Genomic DNA, 17,288 nt, shown 5'->3' with positions numbered 1-17,288 from the left:
AAATATTTATGGCAGGTCATAGTAAATGGGCCAACACCAGACATCGTAAAGCTGCGCAGGATGCCAAGCGCGGTAAAATCTTTACTAAAATTATTCGTGAGCTGGTAACGGCAGCTAAACTGGGCGGCGGCGATCCTGATGCTAACCCGCGTTTGCGCGCGGCCGTGGATAAAGCGCTGTCCAACAATATGACCCGCGACACTCTGAATCGCGCCATCGCTCGCGGCGTGGGCGGCGATGATGACGCGAACATGGAAACCATTATCTATGAGGGTTACGGTCCTGGCGGCACGGCCATTATGGTTGAGTGTCTGAGTGATAACCGCAACCGTACTGTAGCGGAAGTGCGTCATGCTTTCAGCAAGTGCGGCGGTAATCTGGGCACCGACGGCTCAGTGGCATATCTGTTCAGTAAGAAAGGGGTCATCTCCTTTGAGAAAGGCGATGAAGACACCATTATGGAAGCCGCTCTGGAAGCTGGCGCGGAAGATGTTGTGACCTATGATGATGGCGCGATTGATGTTTACACTGCCTGGGAAGAGATGGGCAAAGTGCGTGATGCGCTGGAAAATGCGGGTCTGAAAGCGGACAGCGCCGAAGTTTCCATGATCCCGTCAACCAAAGCGGATATGGATGCGGAAACCGCGCCGAAGCTGCTGCGTCTGATCGATATGCTGGAAGACTGTGACGATGTTCAGGAAGTCTACCATAACGGTGAGATCTCTGATGAGGTTGCCGCTACCTTAGAATGAGGTGGTTGAATCCGAACATAACAGGAGATGCGTGATGGCTATTATTCTCGGCATTGATCCGGGGTCGCGCATCACCGGTTATGGCGTCATTCGTCAGGTCGGCAGGCAACTGACCTACCTGGGCAGCGGATGTATTCGCACCAAAGTTGATGATTTGCCGTCCCGTCTGAAGCTCATATACGCAGGCGTGACGGAAATCATCACCCAGTTCCAGCCGGACTATTTCGCTATCGAACAGGTGTTTATGGCGAAGAATGCCGATTCCGCCCTCAAGCTGGGACAGGCCCGCGGCGTAGCGATTGTCGCCGCGGTCAACCGGGAATTGCCTGTGTTTGAATACGCGGCGCGTCAGGTTAAGCAAACCGTCGTTGGTATTGGTAGCGCGGAGAAAAGCCAGGTTCAGCATATGGTTCGAACGTTGTTGAAGCTCCCCGCTAATCCGCAGGCAGATGCCGCAGATGCGCTGGCTATCGCGATCACGCATTGCCATGTTAGCCAGAACGCGATGCAAATGAGCGAGAGCCGACTCAATCTGGCGCGGGGAAGGTTGCGCCAATGACAAATGAGGCTGGATATCTATCCAGCCTTTTTTTATGATACGACTTTACCTTTTCAGCCCTTTACGCAGGAGCGTCATGTGATAGGCAGACTCAGAGGCATTATTCTCGAAAAACAACCCCCGATCGTACTGCTGGAAACAGGGGGCGTAGGCTACGAAGTGCATATGCCGATGACCTGTTTCTATGAGCTCCCGGAATCCGGAAAGGAAGCGATAATCTTTACCCATTTTGTGGTGCGTGAAGATGCGCAATTGCTGTACGGATTCAACAATAAGCAAGAGCGCACGCTGTTTAAAGAGCTGATCAAAACGAATGGCGTCGGGCCTAAGCTGGCGTTGGCTATCCTCTCCGGCATGTCGGCGCAGCAGTTCGTCAATGCGGTTGAACGTGAAGATCCTGCGGCGCTGGTAAAATTACCCGGCATCGGTAAAAAAACCGCCGAACGATTGATTGTGGAAATGAAAGACCGCTTTAAAGGGCTACATGGCGATCTCTTTACGCCAGCGGTCGATCTTGTATTAATGTCGCCAGCCAGTCCAACCTCGGAAGATGCTGAACAAGAAGCGGTTGCTGCGTTGGTGGCGCTGGGTTATAAACCGCAAGAAGCCAGTCGGATGGTGAGCAAAGTCGCCCATTCTGACGCAAGCAGTGAAACACTGATTCGCGACGCGTTACGCGCCGCGTTATGAGGTAAAGGATGATAGAAGCAGATCGCCTGATTTCAGCAGGCGCCACGATCGCAGAAGAGGTGGCCGATCGCGCCATTCGCCCTAAGTTATTGGCGGAGTATGTCGGCCAACCGCAGGTGCGCTCCCAGATGGAGATCTTTATTCAGGCGGCAAAACTGCGCGGGGACGCATTAGATCACTTGCTGATTTTTGGCCCGCCAGGGTTAGGTAAAACGACCCTGGCGAATATCGTTGCCAATGAAATGGGCGTCAATCTGCGTACCACGTCCGGCCCGGTGCTGGAAAAAGCGGGCGATCTGGCGGCCATGCTCACCAATCTTGAACCGCATGATGTGCTATTTATTGATGAGATACACCGGCTTTCACCGGTGGTGGAAGAGGTGCTCTATCCAGCGATGGAAGATTACCAACTGGATATTATGATTGGCGAAGGGCCAGCCGCGCGGTCGATTAAAATCGATCTGCCGCCGTTTACGCTTATTGGCGCGACGACGCGAGCTGGCTCACTGACCTCGCCGCTACGCGACCGTTTTGGTATCGTGCAGCGCCTGGAGTTCTATCAGGTGCCCGATCTACAGCATATTGTCGGGCGCAGCGCCCGGCACATGGGACTTGAGATGAGTGATGACGGCGCGCTGGAAGTGGCGCGGCGGGCGCGTGGTACGCCGCGTATTGCCAACCGTCTGCTCAGACGTGTGCGTGATTTCGCCGAGGTGAAGCATGACGGGGCTATTTCAGCGGAAATTGCCGCGCAGGCGCTGGATATGTTGAATGTCGATGCGGAAGGTTTTGACTATATGGATCGCAAGCTGCTGCTGGCGGTTATTGATAAATTCTTCGGCGGCCCGGTGGGACTGGATAACCTTGCGGCGGCGATTGGCGAAGAGCGTGAAACCATCGAAGACGTGCTGGAACCGTATCTGATTCAGCAAGGCTTTTTACAGCGCACGCCGCGCGGAAGAATGGCGACAGTGCGTGCGTGGAATCACTTTGGCATTACGCCACCGGAAATGCCTTAAACTTGATAATGCCGGATGGCGCTACGCTTATCCGGCATTGTACCTTCAGCTCGCCTGCTTTTTCAGCATGCTGAAGATAAACAGCAAGGCTGCGCACAATACCACTGACGGACCTGCTGGCGTGTCATAGAACGCAGAGAAGGTCAGTCCGCCCGTTACGGCGAGCATTCCTGTTACTACCGCTACGCCCGCCATCTGCTCAGGCGTTCGGGCAAAGCGACGCGCGGTTGCTGCGGGAATAATCAGTAGCGACGTAATGATCAGCGCCCCGACAAATTTCATCGCTACGCCGATGGTTAACGCCGTCACCAGCATCAATAGCAACTTCACGCGCTGTAACTTCACGCCATCCACAAAGGCAAGATCCGGGCTGATAGTCATCGATAACAAGTTACGCCACTGCCAGGAGAGAATAGCCAGCACAATAACCACGCCAGTGGCGATAGAGATAAGATCTTCCGGCGTAACGGCCAGCAAATCGCCAAACAGATAGGCCATTAAATCAACACGAACGTTGGACATCAGGCTGACAACGACCAGCCCTAAAGACAGGGCGCTGTGCGCCATAATGCCCAGTAAAGTATCAATTGCGAGGTGAGGGCGTTTCTCCAGCCATACCAGACCAGCCGCCAGCAACAGCGTCACGACGATGACCGCATAAAAGGGGTTAACGTCCAGCAACAGGCCAAACGCCACGCCCAGCAGCGACGCGTGAGCCAGCGTATCGCCAAAGTAGGACATCCGACGCCAGACCACGAATGAGCCCAGCGGGCCTGCGGCGCAGGCCAGCATCATCCCGGCCAGCCAGCCGGGCAGTAATAATTCAATCATGAGTGACCATTTCCCCGGCGCAGTACAATACGACCCTGTAAATCGTGGCGATGATTATGATGATGGCGATAAATCCCCAATTGCTCCGCGCCGCGCGGGCCAAACATAGAGATAAATTCCGGATGCATCGACACCACTTCCGGCGTGCCGGAACAGCAAATATGATGGTTCAGGCATAACACCTCATCTGTTTTCGCCATTACCAGGTGTAGATCGTGTGACACCATCAGCACGGCGCAATCAAGTTCGCGGCGCAACTGATCGATAAGGTCGTATAACGCGACCTGGCCATTGACATCCACGCCTTGCGTAGGCTCATCGAGCACCAGTAACTGCGGCCTGTTAAGCAGCGCGTGGGCCAGCAGTACGCGCTGCGTCTCGCCACCGGAGAGTTTTTGCATTGGCGCGTCAATCAGATGTCCGGCCTGGACTCGTTTAAGCGCCGGGAGAATATCCGTTTTTTGCGTAGCGGGACGTAAACGTAAAAATCGGTTTACCGTCAGCGGAAGCGTGGTATCGAGATAGAGCTTTTGTGGGACATAGCCGATACGAAGCTGTCCGTTGCGCTTGATCACCCCTTCATCAGGGGCTACCAGTCCTAAAACCACGCGCACAAGCGTTGACTTCCCCGCGCCGTTAGGGCCGAGAAGCGTTAAAATTTTTCCAGGGCTCAGTTCAAGCGACACGTCAGAGAGGACGCGGCGTGCACCAAATGAGACCGAGACGTTTTCCAGTGAAACTAAACTTGTCATGTCAATTTTAGGCTTGCAGAAGTAATAGAATGTTATAATATCACATTACACGCATTCATTACGATGATTGGACGCATTATGTTACAGAAAAATACGCTTCTTTTCGCAGCATTATCCGCCGCGCTTTGGGGGAGTGCAACCCAGGCTGCTGACGCCGCCGTTGTTGCTTCGCTTAAACCGCTTGGGTTTATTGCTTCCGCCATTGCTGATGGCGTTACGGATACGCAAGTATTACTCCCGGATGGGGCTTCCGAGCATGATTATTCATTGCGTCCATCAGACGTAAAACGCTTACAGGGCGCGGACTTAGTCGTCTGGGTTGGCCCGGAAATGGAAGCCTTTATGGAGAAGTCGGTCAGAAATATTCCTGATAATAAGCAGGTCATAATTGCGCAACTTTCCGATGTGAAACCGTTACTCATGAAGGGCGCGGATGATGATGAGGATGAACACGCGCACGCGCATACCGGTGATGAAAAAGGTGACGAGCATCACCATCACGGCGAATATAACATGCATCTTTGGCTCTCCCCAGAGATAGCGCGGGCTACAGCGGTTGCAATCCATAAAAAATTAGTGGAACTTATGCCGCAAAGTCGAGCCAAACTTGACGCCAACCTGAAGGATTTTGAGGCACAATTAGCCGCAACCGATAAACAGGTCGGTAACGAGCTCGCGCCGCTCAAGGGGAAAGGGTATTTCGTTTTTCATGACGCCTATGGTTACTACGAAAAACACTACGGACTCACACCACTCGGTCACTTTACCGTGAACCCTGAGATACAGCCTGGCGCGCAGCGTTTACATGAAATAAGAACACAGTTGGTTGAGCAAAAAGCAACCTGCGTTTTTGCTGAGCCACAATTCAGGCCAGCGGTCGTGGAAGCCGTGGCGAGAGGGACATCCGTTCGAATGGGAACACTGGACCCCCTCGGGACGAACATTAAACTGGGTAAAACAAGCTATTCAGCGTTTTTAAGCCAATTAGCTAACCAGTATGCGAGCTGCCTGAAAGGAGATTAACGAGGAAGTGATTACGTGCAACAGATAGCCCGCTCTGTCGCCCTGGCAATTAATAATCTGCCCCGACCCCATCGCGTTATGCTGGGGTCACTCACCGTTCTGACACTGGCCGTCGCCGTATGGCGGCCTTATGTTTACCATCCGGAATCCGCGCCAATCATTAAAACTATTGAACTGGAGAAAAGCGAGATCCGTTCTCTCTTACCTGAGGCCAGCGAGCCCATCGATCAGGCCGCCCAGGAAGATGAGGCCATTCCTCAGGATGAGCTGGACGACAAGACCGCCGGCGAGGTCGGCGTCCATGAATACGTCGTCTCTACGGGCGATACATTAAGCAGTATTCTGAATCAGTACGGCATCGATATGGGCGATATTAGCCGACTTGCCGCTTCTGATAAGGAACTGCGCAATCTGAAAATTGGTCAACAACTTTCCTGGACACTAACCGCTGATGGCGATTTACAGCGTTTGACATGGGAAGTCTCCCGCCGTGAAACGCGTACCTACGATCGCACTGCCAACGGTTTCAAAATGAGCAGTGAAATGCAGCAGGGCGACTGGGTCAACAGCCTGCTGAAAGGTACGGTGGGCGGTAGTTTTGTCGCCAGCGCGAAAGAGGCTGGGTTAACCAGCAGCGAAATCAGCGCGGTGATAAAAGCGATGCAGTGGCAGATGGATTTTCGGAAGCTGAAAAAGGGCGATGAATTTTCGGTTCTGATGTCGCGTGAGATGCTGGATGGCAAGCGCGAGCAAAGCCAGTTGTTGGGCGTGCGTATGCGTTCCGATGGTAAAGATTACTATGCTATTCGCGCCGCTGACGGTAAATTCTATGACCGTAACGGTGTCGGTTTGGCGAAAGGCTTTTTGCGTTTCCCGACCGCAAAACAATTCCGCATTTCTTCCAACTTTAATCCACGTCGTCTGAACCCGGTTACCGGACGCGTTGCGCCACATCGGGGCGTTGACTTTGCGATGCCGCAGGGTACGCCAGTGCTGTCGGTGGGGGATGGCGAGGTCGTGGTCGCTAAACGTAGCGGCGCTGCCGGTTACTACATCGCGATTCGTCATGGACGCACTTACACCACACGTTATATGCACTTGCGTAAACTGCTGGTGAAACCGGGGCAAAAAGTGAAACGTGGCGATCGTATTGCGCTTTCTGGCAACACCGGGCGTTCCACAGGGCCGCATCTGCATTATGAAGTATGGATCAACCAGCAGGCCGTTAACCCTCTAACCGCAAAATTGCCGCGTACGGAAGGTCTGACAGGATCAGATCGTCGTGAATACCTGGCGCAGGTGAAAGAGGTTCTGCCGCAACTGCGCTTCGATTAACAAATGTGCTGACAGAGCCGGTACGCGATGTGTGCCGGCTTTTTTATTTTGTGTGAGGCGCAGACATCGCTACACTATTCACAATTCCTTTTCGCGTCACCAGACCCTGGAAAAGCATGGAAACCAAAAAAAATAATAGTGAGTATATCCCTGAATTTGAAAAATCCTTTCACTATCCGCAGTATTGGGGCGCCTGGTTGGGCGCTGCGGCAATGGCGGGGATGGCATTAACCCCGGCATCTTTTCGCGACCCTCTGCTCGCGACGTTGGGGCGTTTTGCCGGACGGTTGGGAAAGAGTTCTCGTCGTCGGGCGCTAATTAATCTGTCATTGTGCTTTCCGCAGCGTAGCGAAGCCGAGCGTGAAGCGATTGTCGATGAGATGTTCGCCACCGCGCCGCAGGCGATGGCGATGATGGCTGAGCTGGCGATGCGCGGCCCGGAAAAAATTCAACAGCGTGTTGAGTGGGAAGGTCTGGAAATCATTGAGGAGATGCGTCGTAACGACGAGAAAGTCATTTTCCTCGTGCCGCATGGCTGGGGCGTGGATATTCCGGCCATGCTGATGGCCTCTCAGGGGCAAAAAATGGCGGCGATGTTCCATAACCAGGGCAATCCGGTTTTTGACTATATCTGGAATACGGTGCGTCGGCGTTTCGGCGGACGTTTACATGCGCGCAATGATGGGATTAAACCTTTCATCCAGTCTGTTCGTCAGGGTTACTGGGGCTACTACCTACCGGATCAGGATCACGGCCCGGAGCATAGTGAATTCGTTGATTTCTTTGCAACGTACAAAGCGACGCTGCCTGCGATTGGTCGGCTGATGAAAGTGTGTCGCGCACGCGTGATACCCCTTTTCCCGGTTTATAATGGTAAAACGCACCGCCTGACTATCCAGGTCCGCCCGCCAATGGACGATCTACTTGCCGCTGACGATCACACTATCGCCAGGCGGATGAACGAAGAGGTTGAAATTTTTGTCGGCCCGCATCCGGAACAGTATACCTGGATCCTTAAGTTGCTCAAAACCCGCAAGCCTGGCGAAATTCAGCCGTATAAGCGTAAAGATCTTTATCCTATCAAATAAATAAAGCCTCTCGAAAGAGAGGCTTTATGTCGACACCCTCTGTATGCCTGATAGCGCAGCGCTTATCAGAGGCATGGGCGGGTTTTACTCAACGGTCAAGATACGCGTGGTATTGGTTGAACCTATGGTGCTCATCACATCGCCCTGGGTCACGATAACCAGGTCGCCGGAAACCAGATACCCTTTATCGCGCAGCAGATTAACAGCTTCATGCGCCGCGACAACGCCATCAGCCGCGCTATCAAAATGCACCGGCGTTACTCCGCGGTAGAGCGCGGTCAGGTTCAGCGTGCGTTCATGGCGCGACATGGCGAAAATCGGCAGGCCGGAGCTGATACGGGAAGTCATTAGCGCGGTACGACCGGACTCCGTCATGGTGATGATCGCGGTAACGCCTTTCAGATGGTTTGCCGCATACATCGCAGACATGGCAATGGCTTCTTCGACATTGTCGAACTGCACGTCGAGACGGTGTTTAGACACATTGATGCTGGGGATTTTTTCTGCGCCCAGACAGACGCGCGCCATTGCGGCAACGGTTTCAGAAGGATACTGACCGGCTGCGGTTTCGGCAGACAGCATAACTGCATCCGTGCCATCCAGGACGGCGTTCGCCACGTCCATCACTTCCGCACGGGTCGGCATCGGGTTGGTGATCATCGACTCCATCATCTGCGTTGCGGTGATGACTGCGCGGTTTAGCTGACGCGCACGGCGAATCAGCGCCTTCTGGATACCAACCAGCTCCGGATCGCCGATTTCAACGCCCAGGTCGCCACGTGCGACCATCACAACGTCAGAGGCCAGAATGATATCGTCCATAGCGTTTTGATCGCATACCGCTTCGGCGCGTTCGACCTTAGCCACAATTTTCGCGTCGCAGCCGGCGTCGCGCGCCAGCCGGCGTGCATAGTTCAGATCTTCGCCGCAGCGCGGGAAGGAGACGGCCAGATAGTCAACGCCTATCAGCGCAGCGGTTTGAATATCGGCTTTGTCTTTTTCGGTCAGCGCTTCAGCAGAAAGCCCGCCGCCGAGCTTGTTAATGCCTTTATTGTTAGACAGCGGGCCACCGACGGTGACCTCGGTAAAGACTTTCATGCCCTGGACTTCAAGCACTTTCAACTGCACTCGACCATCGTCAAGCAGCAGGATATCGCCAGGAACGACGTCTGCCGGCAACCCTTTGTAATCAATGCCGACTTTTTCTTTGTCGCCTTCGCCTTTACCCAGGTTAGCGTCTAACAGAAATTTGTCCCCGATGTTGAGGAACACTTTGCCTTCTTTAAAAGTGGAAACGCGAATTTTTGGCCCTTGCAGGTCGCCTAAAATAGCCACATGACGCCCCAGTTTGGCGGCAATCTCACGGACTTTATCAGCACGCATTTTATGATCTTCCGGCGAGCCGTGAGAGAAGTTCATACGTACGACGTTTGCGCCCGCGGCGATAACCTTCTCAAGGTTGTTATCGCGGTCAGTTGCCGGGCCTAACGTGGTAACGATTTTGGTTCTGCGAAGCCTTCTGGACATGTAATACTCCGTTGACTAAAACAACTTGGTGTTGCGTGAACATTGATCCGGTCGTTCTGAAACCTTAACGGTATAAAATGAACATTCCCGGATGACGAATAGGGTAGAACATTGTTATTGCTTTTAGCGGCCATCACTCCTGGAGAGTAATTCTTTATCAAAACGCGATTCCTTGAGCGCTTCCTTGACACGCTTCAAGTTATCTCTGAATTTTGCCCCGCGACGCAAAGTAAATCCCGTTGCCAGCACATCTATCACGGTCAGTTGAGCAAGTCGAGAGACCATGGGCATATAAATGTCAGTATCTTCCGGTACGTCGAGGGTAATGGCCAGCGTGGCTTCGCGCGCCAGTGGCGTTCCTGCGGAAGTTAGGGCAATCACCATCGCGTCGTTTTCCCGCGCCAACTGCGCCAGTTCCACCAGACTCTTGGTTCTGCCAGTATGCGAAATGAGCACAACGACATCATCATCGCTACAATTCATACAGCTCATCCGTTGCAGTACGATATCGTCGGAGTAAATCACCGGCACATTGAAGCGAAAAAACTTATTCATGGCGTCATGCGCGACCGCGGCGGAGGAGCCAAGACCGAAAAAGGCGATTTTTTTTGCCTGGGTCAGTAAATCTACCGCGCGGTTGACGGCCGATTTATCCAGCGACTGGCGAACATGGTCGAGACTGGCCATGGCGGATTCGAAGATTTTTCCTGTATAGGCCTCAACGCTGTCATCTTCATCCACATTGCGATTAACATATGGGGTGCCATTGGCCAGACTTTGCGCCAGATGCAGTTTAAAATCAGGAAAGCCGCGGGTATTCATGCTGCGACAGAAACGGTTCACCGTCGGCTCGCTAACGTTGGCTTCCTGGGCCAGCATGGCAATGCTTAAGTGAATCGATCTGCCGGGGGCGGCCAGAATAACATCGGCGACTTTTCGCTCAGATTTGCTTAAATGTTCCAGTTGAGACTGGACTTTTTCCAGCATATTCATGATTAGCAAGGCTCATGGGTATTAGCGATTTCAATGATGCGCAAAACCGAACGCGTTTTGTTAGATATTACCCCTGACGACTGCTGAAGGGGACAAAATGGTTAAAAAAGGTGTTGTTTTTTTTCATTACATGACCGATGTCGGATTTTAGGTTCCGACTTGTGTGGAAAAGAGACAACTTTATTAGGTGTTTTGCCGATTATATTGCCAATCAAACACCGGTTTACAGATGAAAAAGCGTTTACGGTTTCCGTAATCTCGTAAAAGCAGTACAGTGCTGTGTAATAAAATTACAACGATATCCTGGCTAAAGTACCTGGAGATTAACTGAGGAGAATGACATGGCGGTAACGCAAACAGCCCAGGCATGTGACCTGGTCATTTTCGGCGCGAAAGGCGACCTGGCGCGCCGGAAACTGCTGCCTTCCCTGTATCAGCTTGAAAAAGCCGGCCAGATCCATCCGGATACCCGTATCATCGGGGTAGGGCGCGCGGACTGGGACAAAGAGGCCTATACCCACGTCGTGCGTGAAGCTCTGGAAACCTTCATGAAGGAAAAAATCGATGAAGGTTTGTGGGATACACTGAGCGGCCGTCTGGACTTTTGTAATCTTGACGTTAACGATACGCCTGCGTTTAGTCGCCTGGGCGATATGCTCGATCAAAAAAACCGCACCACCATTAACTATTTTGCGATGCCGCCCAGTACTTTCGGCGCCATCTGTAAAGGGTTAGGCGAAGCTAAACTCAACGCCAAACCGGCGCGCGTCGTGATGGAAAAACCGTTGGGTACTTCGCTGGCGACCTCGCGCGAGATTAACGATCGGGTCGGCGAATATTTTGAAGAATGCCAGGTGTATCGTATCGACCACTATCTGGGCAAAGAAACGGTGCTCAATCTGCTGGCGCTGCGTTTTGCCAACTCGCTGTTTGTTAATAACTGGGATAACCGCACTATCGATCATGTTGAGATTACCGTAGCGGAAGAGGTGGGGATTGAAGGGCGCTGGGGATACTTTGACCAGGCCGGTCAGATGCGCGATATGATCCAGAACCACTTGCTGCAAATTCTCTGCATGATTGCTATGTCGCCGCCGTCTGACCTGAGCGCCGACAGCATTCGCGATGAAAAAGTAAAAGTGCTGAAATCGCTGCGTCGTATCGATCGCTCCAACGTGCGCGAAAAAACGGTTCGTGGTCAATATACGGCCGGCTTTGCGCAGGGTAAAAAAGTGCCGGGCTATCTGGAAGAAGAGGGCGCGAATAAAAGCAGCAACACCGAAACTTTCGTCGCGATCCGCGTTGATATCGATAACTGGCGTTGGGCTGGCGTGCCGTTCTATCTGCGTACCGGCAAGCGCCTGCCGACGAAGTGCTCTGAAGTCGTGGTTTATTTCAAGACGCCTGAACTGAACCTCTTTAAAGAGTCCTGGCAAGATCTGCCGCAGAACAAACTGACGATTCGCCTGCAGCCGGATGAGGGCGTAGATATTCAGGTGCTTAACAAAGTGCCGGGGCTGGATCATAAGCATAACCTGCAAATCACGAAGCTTGATCTGAGCTACTCCGAAACCTTCAATCAGACGCACCTGGCGGATGCATATGAGCGCCTGCTGCTGGAGACAATGCGTGGCATTCAGGCGCTGTTTGTCCGCCGTGACGAAGTGGAAGAAGCCTGGAAGTGGGTTGACTCCATTACCGAAGCATGGGCGATGGACAACGATGCGCCGAAGCCGTATCAGGCGGGCACCTGGGGGCCGGTAGCGTCCGTGGCGATGATTACCCGTGACGGTCGTTCATGGAATGAGTTTGAGTAAATTTGTCTCTTACTCTTAGGTGTTATTTTACCGGTAACATGATCTAACACAGATTGTAGAATCATTTTTGCACTTTTAAGCCTCGTGTGGATTCACCCGCGAGGCTTTTTTTATTACACTGCCTGAAACGATTTTGCCCTATTATCGCCGGACATCACGTATTTCAACGACTTTCCACATCGATGAAACGCATGGTAAACCCGGTAGCCGGACAGATAACTTCCAGGAGCCTCTATGAATCCTAATTTGTTACGCGTAACACAACGTATTGTCGAACGATCCCAGCAGACCCGCAAAGCCTATCTTGCCCGTATTGAGCAGGCGAAGACCGCCACGGTTCACCGTTCGCAGTTGGCTTGCGGCAACCTGGCGCATGGCTTCGCCGCCTGTCAGCCAGAGGACAAAGCCTCGCTGAAAAGTATGTTGCGCAATAATATTGCCATCATTACCTCCTACAATGACATGCTCTCTGCGCATCAACCGTATGAACATTATCCAGAGATTATTCGTCAGGCGCTGCATTCCGTGAATGCGGTAGGTCAGGTCGCAGGCGGCGTACCGGCAATGTGCGATGGGGTTACGCAAGGGCAGGACGGTATGGAGCTGTCATTACTCAGCCGCGAAGTGATAGCGATGTCGGCGGCGGTAGGGCTTTCTCACAATATGTTCGACGGCGCGTTATTCCTCGGCGTATGCGACAAAATCGTGCCTGGGCTGGCGATGGCCGCGCTCTCTTTTGGTCATTTGCCTGCGATTTTTGTTCCATCAGGCCCGATGGCGAGCGGCCTGCCGAATAAAGAAAAAGTCCGTATTCGCCAGCTTTATGCGGAAGGAAAAGTAGACAGAATGGCGTTGCTGGAGTCGGAGGCGGCCTCTTACCATGCGCCGGGCACCTGTACATTTTACGGTACCGCCAACACCAACCAGATGGTGGTAGAGTTTATGGGGATGCAGTTGCCGGGTTCTTCGTTTGTGCATCCGGATGCGCCGTTGCGCGAGGCTCTGACTGCCGCTGCCGCACGTCAGGTCACACGTCTTACCGGCAATGGCAATTCGTGGATGCCGCTCGGTAAAATGATCGACGAAAAAGTCGTGGTCAACGGCATTGTCGCGCTGTTGGCTACCGGCGGCTCCACCAACCACACGATGCATCTGGTGGCGATGGCGCGTGCGGCGGGAATTCTGATCAATTGGGATGATTTCTCAGATTTGTCGGAAGTCGTACCGCTGATGGCGCGCCTGTACCCGAACGGCCCGGCGGACATTAACCACTTCCAGGCGGCGGGCGGCGTACCTGTCCTGGCGCGCGAACTGCTCAACGCCGGATTACTGCACGAAGACGTTAACACTGTCGCTGGCTTCGGCCTGAAACGCTATACGCTGGAGCCCTGGCTCAACAACGGCGAGCTGGACTGGCGTGAAGGCGCGGAAAAGTCACTGGATAGCGATGTGATTGCCTCTTTTGATAAGCCGTTCTCTCCGCACGGCGGCACTAAGGTACTGAGCGGTAACCTGGGGCGCGCAGTGATGAAGACGTCTGCGGTACCGGTTGAAAACCAGATTATTGAAGCGCCTGCTGTGGTATTTGAAAGTCAGCATGATGTGCTGCCTGCGTTTGACGCGGGGCTGCTTGACCGGGATTGTGTCGTTGTCGTGCGTCATCAGGGACCAAAAGCGAACGGAATGCCAGAATTACATAAACTCATGCCGCCACTTGGTGTATTATTGGACCGCTGTTTCAAAATCGCGTTAGTGACTGATGGACGGCTTTCAGGCGCTTCGGGTAAAGTGCCTTCAGCTATCCACGTTACGCCGGAAGCCTACGATGGCGGCTTACTGGCAAAAGTGCGCGATGGCGACATCATTCGCGTAAATGGACAGACAGGTGAGTTAACTCTGCTGGTCGACGAGGCGGAACTTGCCGCTCGCCAGCCACATAGTCCGGACCTGAGCGCGTCGCGCATCGGAACAGGGCGTGAGTTGTTCGGCGCGCTGCGCGAAAAGCTGTCGGGTGCGGAGCAGGGCGCAACCTGTATCGCTTTTTAAGATGACACATTTGTAATCAGGCGAGAGAAGAATTCTGATGAAAAACTGGAAAACAAGTGCAGAAGCAATCCTGACCACCGGCCCGGTTGTCCCGGTCATTGTAGTCAATAAACTGGAGCACGCGGTGCCGATGGCTAAAGCGCTGGTGGCCGGAGGCGTTCGCGTTCTGGAAGTGACCTTACGCACGGCATGCGCGATGGATGCTATTCGCGCTATCGCCAAAGAAGTGCCGGAAGCGATTGTCGGCGCCGGAACCGTTCTCAATCCGCAGCAGTTGGCGGAGGTGACGGAAGCGGGCGCGCAGTTTGCGATTAGCCCTGGTTTGACTGAGCCACTGCTGAAAGCTGCAACGGAAGGCACTATTCCACTGATCCCCGGTATCAGCACCGTTTCTGAATTGATGCTGGGCATGGATTATGGTCTGAAAGCGTTCAAATTCTTTCCGGCGGAAGCGAATGGCGGCACCAAAGCGCTGCAGGCGATTGCCGGGCCGTTCTCTCAGGTACGTTTCTGCCCGACCGGCGGCATCTCTCCGGCAAACTATCGTGACTATCTGGCGCTGAAAAGCGTATTGTGTATCGGCGGTTCCTGGTTGGTGCCGGCCGACGCGCTGGAAGCGGGTGATTACGATCGCATCACCAAACTGGCGCGCGAAGCGGTAGAAGGCGCGAAGCAGTAAGCTGTTAACTGCCCGATGGCGCTCGCTTATCGGGCCTACGAGTGCGATCTGTAGGCCTGATAAGACGCGCTAGCGTCGCCATCAGGCTATGGCGCATTATTCTTTTACTATCACGCTGCTGACGGCCTTTTTCGCTCTTATCACCGCCTCTTCAACGTTTTCACCTGTCGCTAACGCTACACCAAGACGACGGGCGCCGTCGATCTCCGGCTTACCAAAGAACCGCACCTGTAGTCCTGCCCCAACCGCAGCCTGTACGTTATCAAACGTCACATTTCGACTGGTAAGCTGCGGCAGAATCACGGCTGAGGCAGCGGGGCCATACTGGCGAATAGCGCCTACGGGCAGCCCTAAAAAAGCGCGAACATGCAGCGCAAACTCAGAGAGATCCTGTGAAATCAACGTGACCATTCCGGTATCGTGCGGGCGAGGGGAGACTTCGCTGAAAATGACTTCATCGCCACAGACGAAAAGTTCAACGCCGAACAGGCCATGACCGCCTAACGCCAGTACCACTGTACGGGCGATCTCTTGCGCGCGTTTCAGCGCCAGTTCGCTCATCTGCTGTGGCTGCCAGGATTCGCGATAGTCGCCATCTTCCTGACGATGACCGACCGGCGCGCAGAAATACACGCCATCGACGGCGCTAACGGTGAGCAGTGTAATTTCAAAATCAAATTTCACCACGCCTTCCACAATCACGCGACCCGCGCCAGCGCGTCCGCCCTGTTGCGCATACTTCCATGCCTGCGCGAGCTGTTCGGGCGAGCGAATAAAACTCTGGCCTTTGCCGGAAGAGCTCATGACCGGTTTGACGATGCAAGGAAAACCCACTGCGGCTACCGCATCATGAAAACAGGCCTCACTGTCGGCAAAACGATACGCAGATGTCGGCAGACCTAATTCTTCTGCGGCAAGGCGACGAATTCCTTCACGGTTCATCGTTAACTGCGTAGCACGGGCGCAGGGCACGACATTCAGCCCTTCGTCCTCCAGCTCACACAGCGTATCGGTGGCGATCGCTTCTATTTCCGGCACGATATAATGCGGTTTTTCCATTGCAATCACACGACGTAGCGCCTCGCCGTCCAGCATATTAATGACGTGTGAACGGTGAGCCACATGCATGGCGGGAGCGTCAGGATAGCGATCGACGGCGATAACCTCGATCCCCAGTCGTTGGCATTCAATCGCCACCTCTTTTCCCAACTCTCCTGAACCTAATAACATCACCCGCGTTGCTGCCGGACGCAGCGCTGTGCCTAATAACGTCATATTTCTTTCCCCTGATTTACCTGCGCGCAGTATATAAGAAAACGTTTGCGCGTGTCTTTTCGAATAAATTGCTTTTCTCGAAATTGTGCAATATACTGTATATAAATACAGTTATCTAAGGGGCTGCAAAATGGCGGTTGAAGTTAAATACGTAGTCATTCGCGAGGGTGAGGAGAAGATGTCATTTACCAGTAAAAAGGAAGCTGACGCCTGGGACAAAATGCTTGATACTGCCGATCTTCTTGATACCTGGCTTGAGCAGTCGCCAGTCGTGCTGGAAGATGGACAGCGCGAAGCGCTGTCTTTGTGGATGGCGGAACATAAGGAGGTGTTAAGCATTATTCTGAAAACCGGTAAGTTGCCTTCTCCGCAGGCGGTTGAAAAGCACGCCGTGAGTAAAACGAAAAAGCAAGCCGCCTGACCCACACTTGCGCTCCCGGCGTTTTGTACCATGCTTTTCCTGAACCATTGTGCTAAGGAGAAAAGTATGAATAAAAGAGGAGCGTTGTTGAGCCTGCTGTTGTTATCCGCCAGCGTATCGGCATTTGCGGCACCCACCGAGAGTAAATCGGTTAGGTTTCCGCAGTGCGAAGGGCTGGATGCCGCCGGGATTGCGGCAAGCGTGAAGCGCGATTACCAGCAAAATCGTATCGTGCGGTGGGCAGATGACCAAAAAAAGGTCGGGCAGGCTGACCCGGTAGCGTGGGTTAATGTACAGGATGTTGTCGGTCAAAATGATAAATGGACTGTTCCGCTAACCGTTCGCGGTAAGAGCGCCGACATTCATTATCAGGTCATCGTTGATTGCAAAGCCGGCACGGCGGAATATAGGCCCCGCTAGCGGTGTAATTTGCGCTTCTTTTGCCGTAACAGACAATTCCTGACATCCCCTCAGGTACGCT

Annotated in this window: 17 protein-coding genes; 12 read left to right on the top strand and 5 right to left on the bottom strand. The window is 53.4% G+C overall.

From position 1 onward, the window contains the following. Nucleotides 1-8 precede the first annotated feature (8 nt). The 4 genes from F4V61_RS03980 to ruvB all read left to right on the top strand — a co-directional run bounded on the left by F4V61_RS03980 (nt 9) and on the right by ruvB (nt 3,020). Nucleotides 9-752 carry a YebC/PmpR family DNA-binding transcriptional regulator gene (locus F4V61_RS03980; RefSeq protein WP_000907254.1) on the top strand — a complete coding sequence of 248 codons (744 nt, stop codon included), beginning with the start codon at nt 9-11 and terminating at the stop codon, nt 750-752. A gap of 34 nt (nt 753-786) precedes the next feature. Then, complete coding sequence (gene ruvC, locus F4V61_RS03975) at nt 787-1,311, top strand: crossover junction endodeoxyribonuclease RuvC (protein ID WP_080161204.1); 525 nt, start codon at nt 787-789, stop codon at nt 1,309-1,311. A gap of 78 nt (nt 1,312-1,389) precedes the next feature. Beyond that, nucleotides 1,390-2,001, top strand: a complete 612-nt coding sequence (gene ruvA, locus F4V61_RS03970; protein ID WP_024131844.1) for a Holliday junction branch migration protein RuvA — start codon at nt 1,390-1,392, stop codon at nt 1,999-2,001. 8 nt (nt 2,002-2,009) lie between these two features. Continuing rightward, nucleotides 2,010-3,020 (top strand): Holliday junction branch migration DNA helicase RuvB, encoded by a 1,011-nt coding sequence (ruvB, locus tag F4V61_RS03965; protein ID WP_000568510.1) that lies wholly within the window; start codon nt 2,010-2,012, stop codon nt 3,018-3,020. 45 nt (nt 3,021-3,065) lie between these two features. Here the strand turns inward: ruvB and znuB are convergent, their stop codons facing one another. After that, on the bottom strand, nt 3,066-3,851 hold the full coding sequence (gene znuB, locus F4V61_RS03960; protein WP_000571519.1) for a zinc ABC transporter permease subunit ZnuB: 786 nt from the start codon (nt 3,849-3,851) through the stop codon (nt 3,066-3,068). Further along, nucleotides 3,848-4,603 carry a zinc ABC transporter ATP-binding protein ZnuC gene (znuC, locus tag F4V61_RS03955; RefSeq protein WP_080161203.1) on the bottom strand — a complete coding sequence of 252 codons (756 nt, stop codon included), beginning with the start codon at nt 4,601-4,603 and terminating at the stop codon, nt 3,848-3,850. Before znuC ends, znuB begins: the two co-directional genes overlap by 4 nt. A gap of 78 nt (nt 4,604-4,681) precedes the next feature. On the opposite strand from znuC, the gene znuA reads away from it, so the two are divergent. The 3 genes from znuA to lpxM all read left to right on the top strand — a co-directional run bounded on the left by znuA (nt 4,682) and on the right by lpxM (nt 8,049). Further along, nucleotides 4,682-5,626: a zinc ABC transporter substrate-binding protein ZnuA gene (gene znuA, locus F4V61_RS03950; protein ID WP_024131845.1), complete on the top strand. Its 945-nt coding sequence runs from the start codon at nt 4,682-4,684 to the stop codon at nt 5,624-5,626. A 15-nt stretch (nt 5,627-5,641) separates the two neighbouring features. Beyond that, nucleotides 5,642-6,961: a murein DD-endopeptidase MepM gene (gene mepM, locus F4V61_RS03945; protein WP_001184058.1), complete on the top strand. Its 1,320-nt coding sequence runs from the start codon at nt 5,642-5,644 to the stop codon at nt 6,959-6,961. A 116-nt stretch (nt 6,962-7,077) separates the two neighbouring features. Continuing rightward, nucleotides 7,078-8,049: a lauroyl-Kdo(2)-lipid IV(A) myristoyltransferase gene (gene lpxM, locus F4V61_RS03940; RefSeq protein ID WP_000448396.1), complete on the top strand. Its 972-nt coding sequence runs from the start codon at nt 7,078-7,080 to the stop codon at nt 8,047-8,049. 84 nt (nt 8,050-8,133) lie between these two features. Here lpxM and pyk read toward each other — a convergent pair whose 3' ends face one another. Beyond that, nucleotides 8,134-9,576 (bottom strand): pyruvate kinase, encoded by a 1,443-nt coding sequence (pyk, locus tag F4V61_RS03935; RefSeq protein WP_079781859.1) that lies wholly within the window; start codon nt 9,574-9,576, stop codon nt 8,134-8,136. Between the two features lie 123 nt (nt 9,577-9,699). Beyond that, a complete protein-coding gene (locus F4V61_RS03930; RefSeq protein ID WP_001056722.1) occupies nt 9,700-10,569 on the bottom strand; it encodes a MurR/RpiR family transcriptional regulator in 870 nt (289 codons plus the stop codon). Between the two features lie 341 nt (nt 10,570-10,910). Here F4V61_RS03930 and zwf point away from each other — a divergent pair, with 341 nt between their 5' ends. From zwf to kdgA, 3 genes are all read left to right on the top strand, one after another. Then, a complete protein-coding gene (zwf, locus tag F4V61_RS03925) occupies nt 10,911-12,386 on the top strand; it encodes a glucose-6-phosphate dehydrogenase (RefSeq protein ID WP_000301708.1) in 1,476 nt (491 codons plus the stop codon). A 234-nt stretch (nt 12,387-12,620) separates the two neighbouring features. Next, nucleotides 12,621-14,432: a phosphogluconate dehydratase gene (gene edd / locus F4V61_RS03920; RefSeq protein ID WP_058344985.1), complete on the top strand. Its 1,812-nt coding sequence runs from the start codon at nt 12,621-12,623 to the stop codon at nt 14,430-14,432. Between the two features lie 37 nt (nt 14,433-14,469). Next, nucleotides 14,470-15,111, top strand: a complete 642-nt coding sequence (gene kdgA, locus F4V61_RS03915) for a bifunctional 4-hydroxy-2-oxoglutarate aldolase/2-dehydro-3-deoxy-phosphogluconate aldolase (protein ID WP_079781856.1) — start codon at nt 14,470-14,472, stop codon at nt 15,109-15,111. 96 nt (nt 15,112-15,207) lie between these two features. Here the strand turns inward: kdgA and purT are convergent, their stop codons facing one another. Next, nucleotides 15,208-16,386, bottom strand: a complete 1,179-nt coding sequence (purT, locus tag F4V61_RS03910; protein ID WP_080161202.1) for a formate-dependent phosphoribosylglycinamide formyltransferase — start codon at nt 16,384-16,386, stop codon at nt 15,208-15,210. 130 nt (nt 16,387-16,516) lie between these two features. Here purT and yebG point away from each other — a divergent pair, with 130 nt between their 5' ends. Continuing rightward, entirely contained in the window at nt 16,517-16,807 is a 291-nt protein-coding gene (gene yebG / locus F4V61_RS03905) for a DNA damage-inducible protein YebG (RefSeq protein WP_038395786.1), read from the top strand. 66 nt (nt 16,808-16,873) lie between these two features. Continuing rightward, on the top strand, nt 16,874-17,227 hold the full coding sequence (gene yebF / locus F4V61_RS03900) for a protein YebF (protein ID WP_038395788.1): 354 nt from the start codon (nt 16,874-16,876) through the stop codon (nt 17,225-17,227). Nucleotides 17,228-17,288 lie beyond the last annotated feature (61 nt).

Source organism: Salmonella enterica subsp. arizonae, assembly GCF_008692845.1.
Classification (GTDB): Bacteria; Pseudomonadota; Gammaproteobacteria; order Enterobacterales; family Enterobacteriaceae; genus Salmonella; species Salmonella arizonae.
Note: the sequence above shows the minus strand (reverse complement) of the source record. Positions and strands in the feature narration are given on the sequence as shown.

What these genes read in the sequence shown, in the direction of transcription:
- znuC (WP_080161203.1), bottom strand. Translation starts at nt 4,603, where the DNA reads ATGACAAGTTTAGTTTCACTGGAAAACGTCTCGGTCTCATTTGGTGCA.
- znuB (WP_000571519.1), bottom strand. Translation starts at nt 3,851, where the DNA reads ATGATTGAATTATTACTGCCCGGCTGGCTGGCCGGGATGATGCTGGCC.
- F4V61_RS03930 (WP_001056722.1), bottom strand. Translation starts at nt 10,569, where the DNA reads ATGAATATGCTGGAAAAAGTCCAGTCTCAACTGGAACATTTAAGCAAA.
- lpxM (WP_000448396.1), top strand. Translation starts at nt 7,078, where the DNA reads ATGGAAACCAAAAAAAATAATAGTGAGTATATCCCTGAATTTGAAAAA.
- purT (WP_080161202.1), bottom strand. Translation starts at nt 16,386, where the DNA reads ATGACGTTATTAGGCACAGCGCTGCGTCCGGCAGCAACGCGGGTGATG.
- kdgA (WP_079781856.1), top strand. Translation starts at nt 14,470, where the DNA reads ATGAAAAACTGGAAAACAAGTGCAGAAGCAATCCTGACCACCGGCCCG.
- yebF (WP_038395788.1), top strand. Translation starts at nt 16,874, where the DNA reads ATGAATAAAAGAGGAGCGTTGTTGAGCCTGCTGTTGTTATCCGCCAGC.
- ruvB (WP_000568510.1), top strand. Translation starts at nt 2,010, where the DNA reads ATGATAGAAGCAGATCGCCTGATTTCAGCAGGCGCCACGATCGCAGAA.
- ruvC (WP_080161204.1), top strand. Translation starts at nt 787, where the DNA reads ATGGCTATTATTCTCGGCATTGATCCGGGGTCGCGCATCACCGGTTAT.
- edd (WP_058344985.1), top strand. Translation starts at nt 12,621, where the DNA reads ATGAATCCTAATTTGTTACGCGTAACACAACGTATTGTCGAACGATCC.
- F4V61_RS03980 (WP_000907254.1), top strand. Translation starts at nt 9, where the DNA reads ATGGCAGGTCATAGTAAATGGGCCAACACCAGACATCGTAAAGCTGCG.
- zwf (WP_000301708.1), top strand. Translation starts at nt 10,911, where the DNA reads ATGGCGGTAACGCAAACAGCCCAGGCATGTGACCTGGTCATTTTCGGC.
- yebG (WP_038395786.1), top strand. Translation starts at nt 16,517, where the DNA reads ATGGCGGTTGAAGTTAAATACGTAGTCATTCGCGAGGGTGAGGAGAAG.
- znuA (WP_024131845.1), top strand. Translation starts at nt 4,682, where the DNA reads ATGTTACAGAAAAATACGCTTCTTTTCGCAGCATTATCCGCCGCGCTT.
- pyk (WP_079781859.1), bottom strand. Translation starts at nt 9,576, where the DNA reads ATGTCCAGAAGGCTTCGCAGAACCAAAATCGTTACCACGTTAGGCCCG.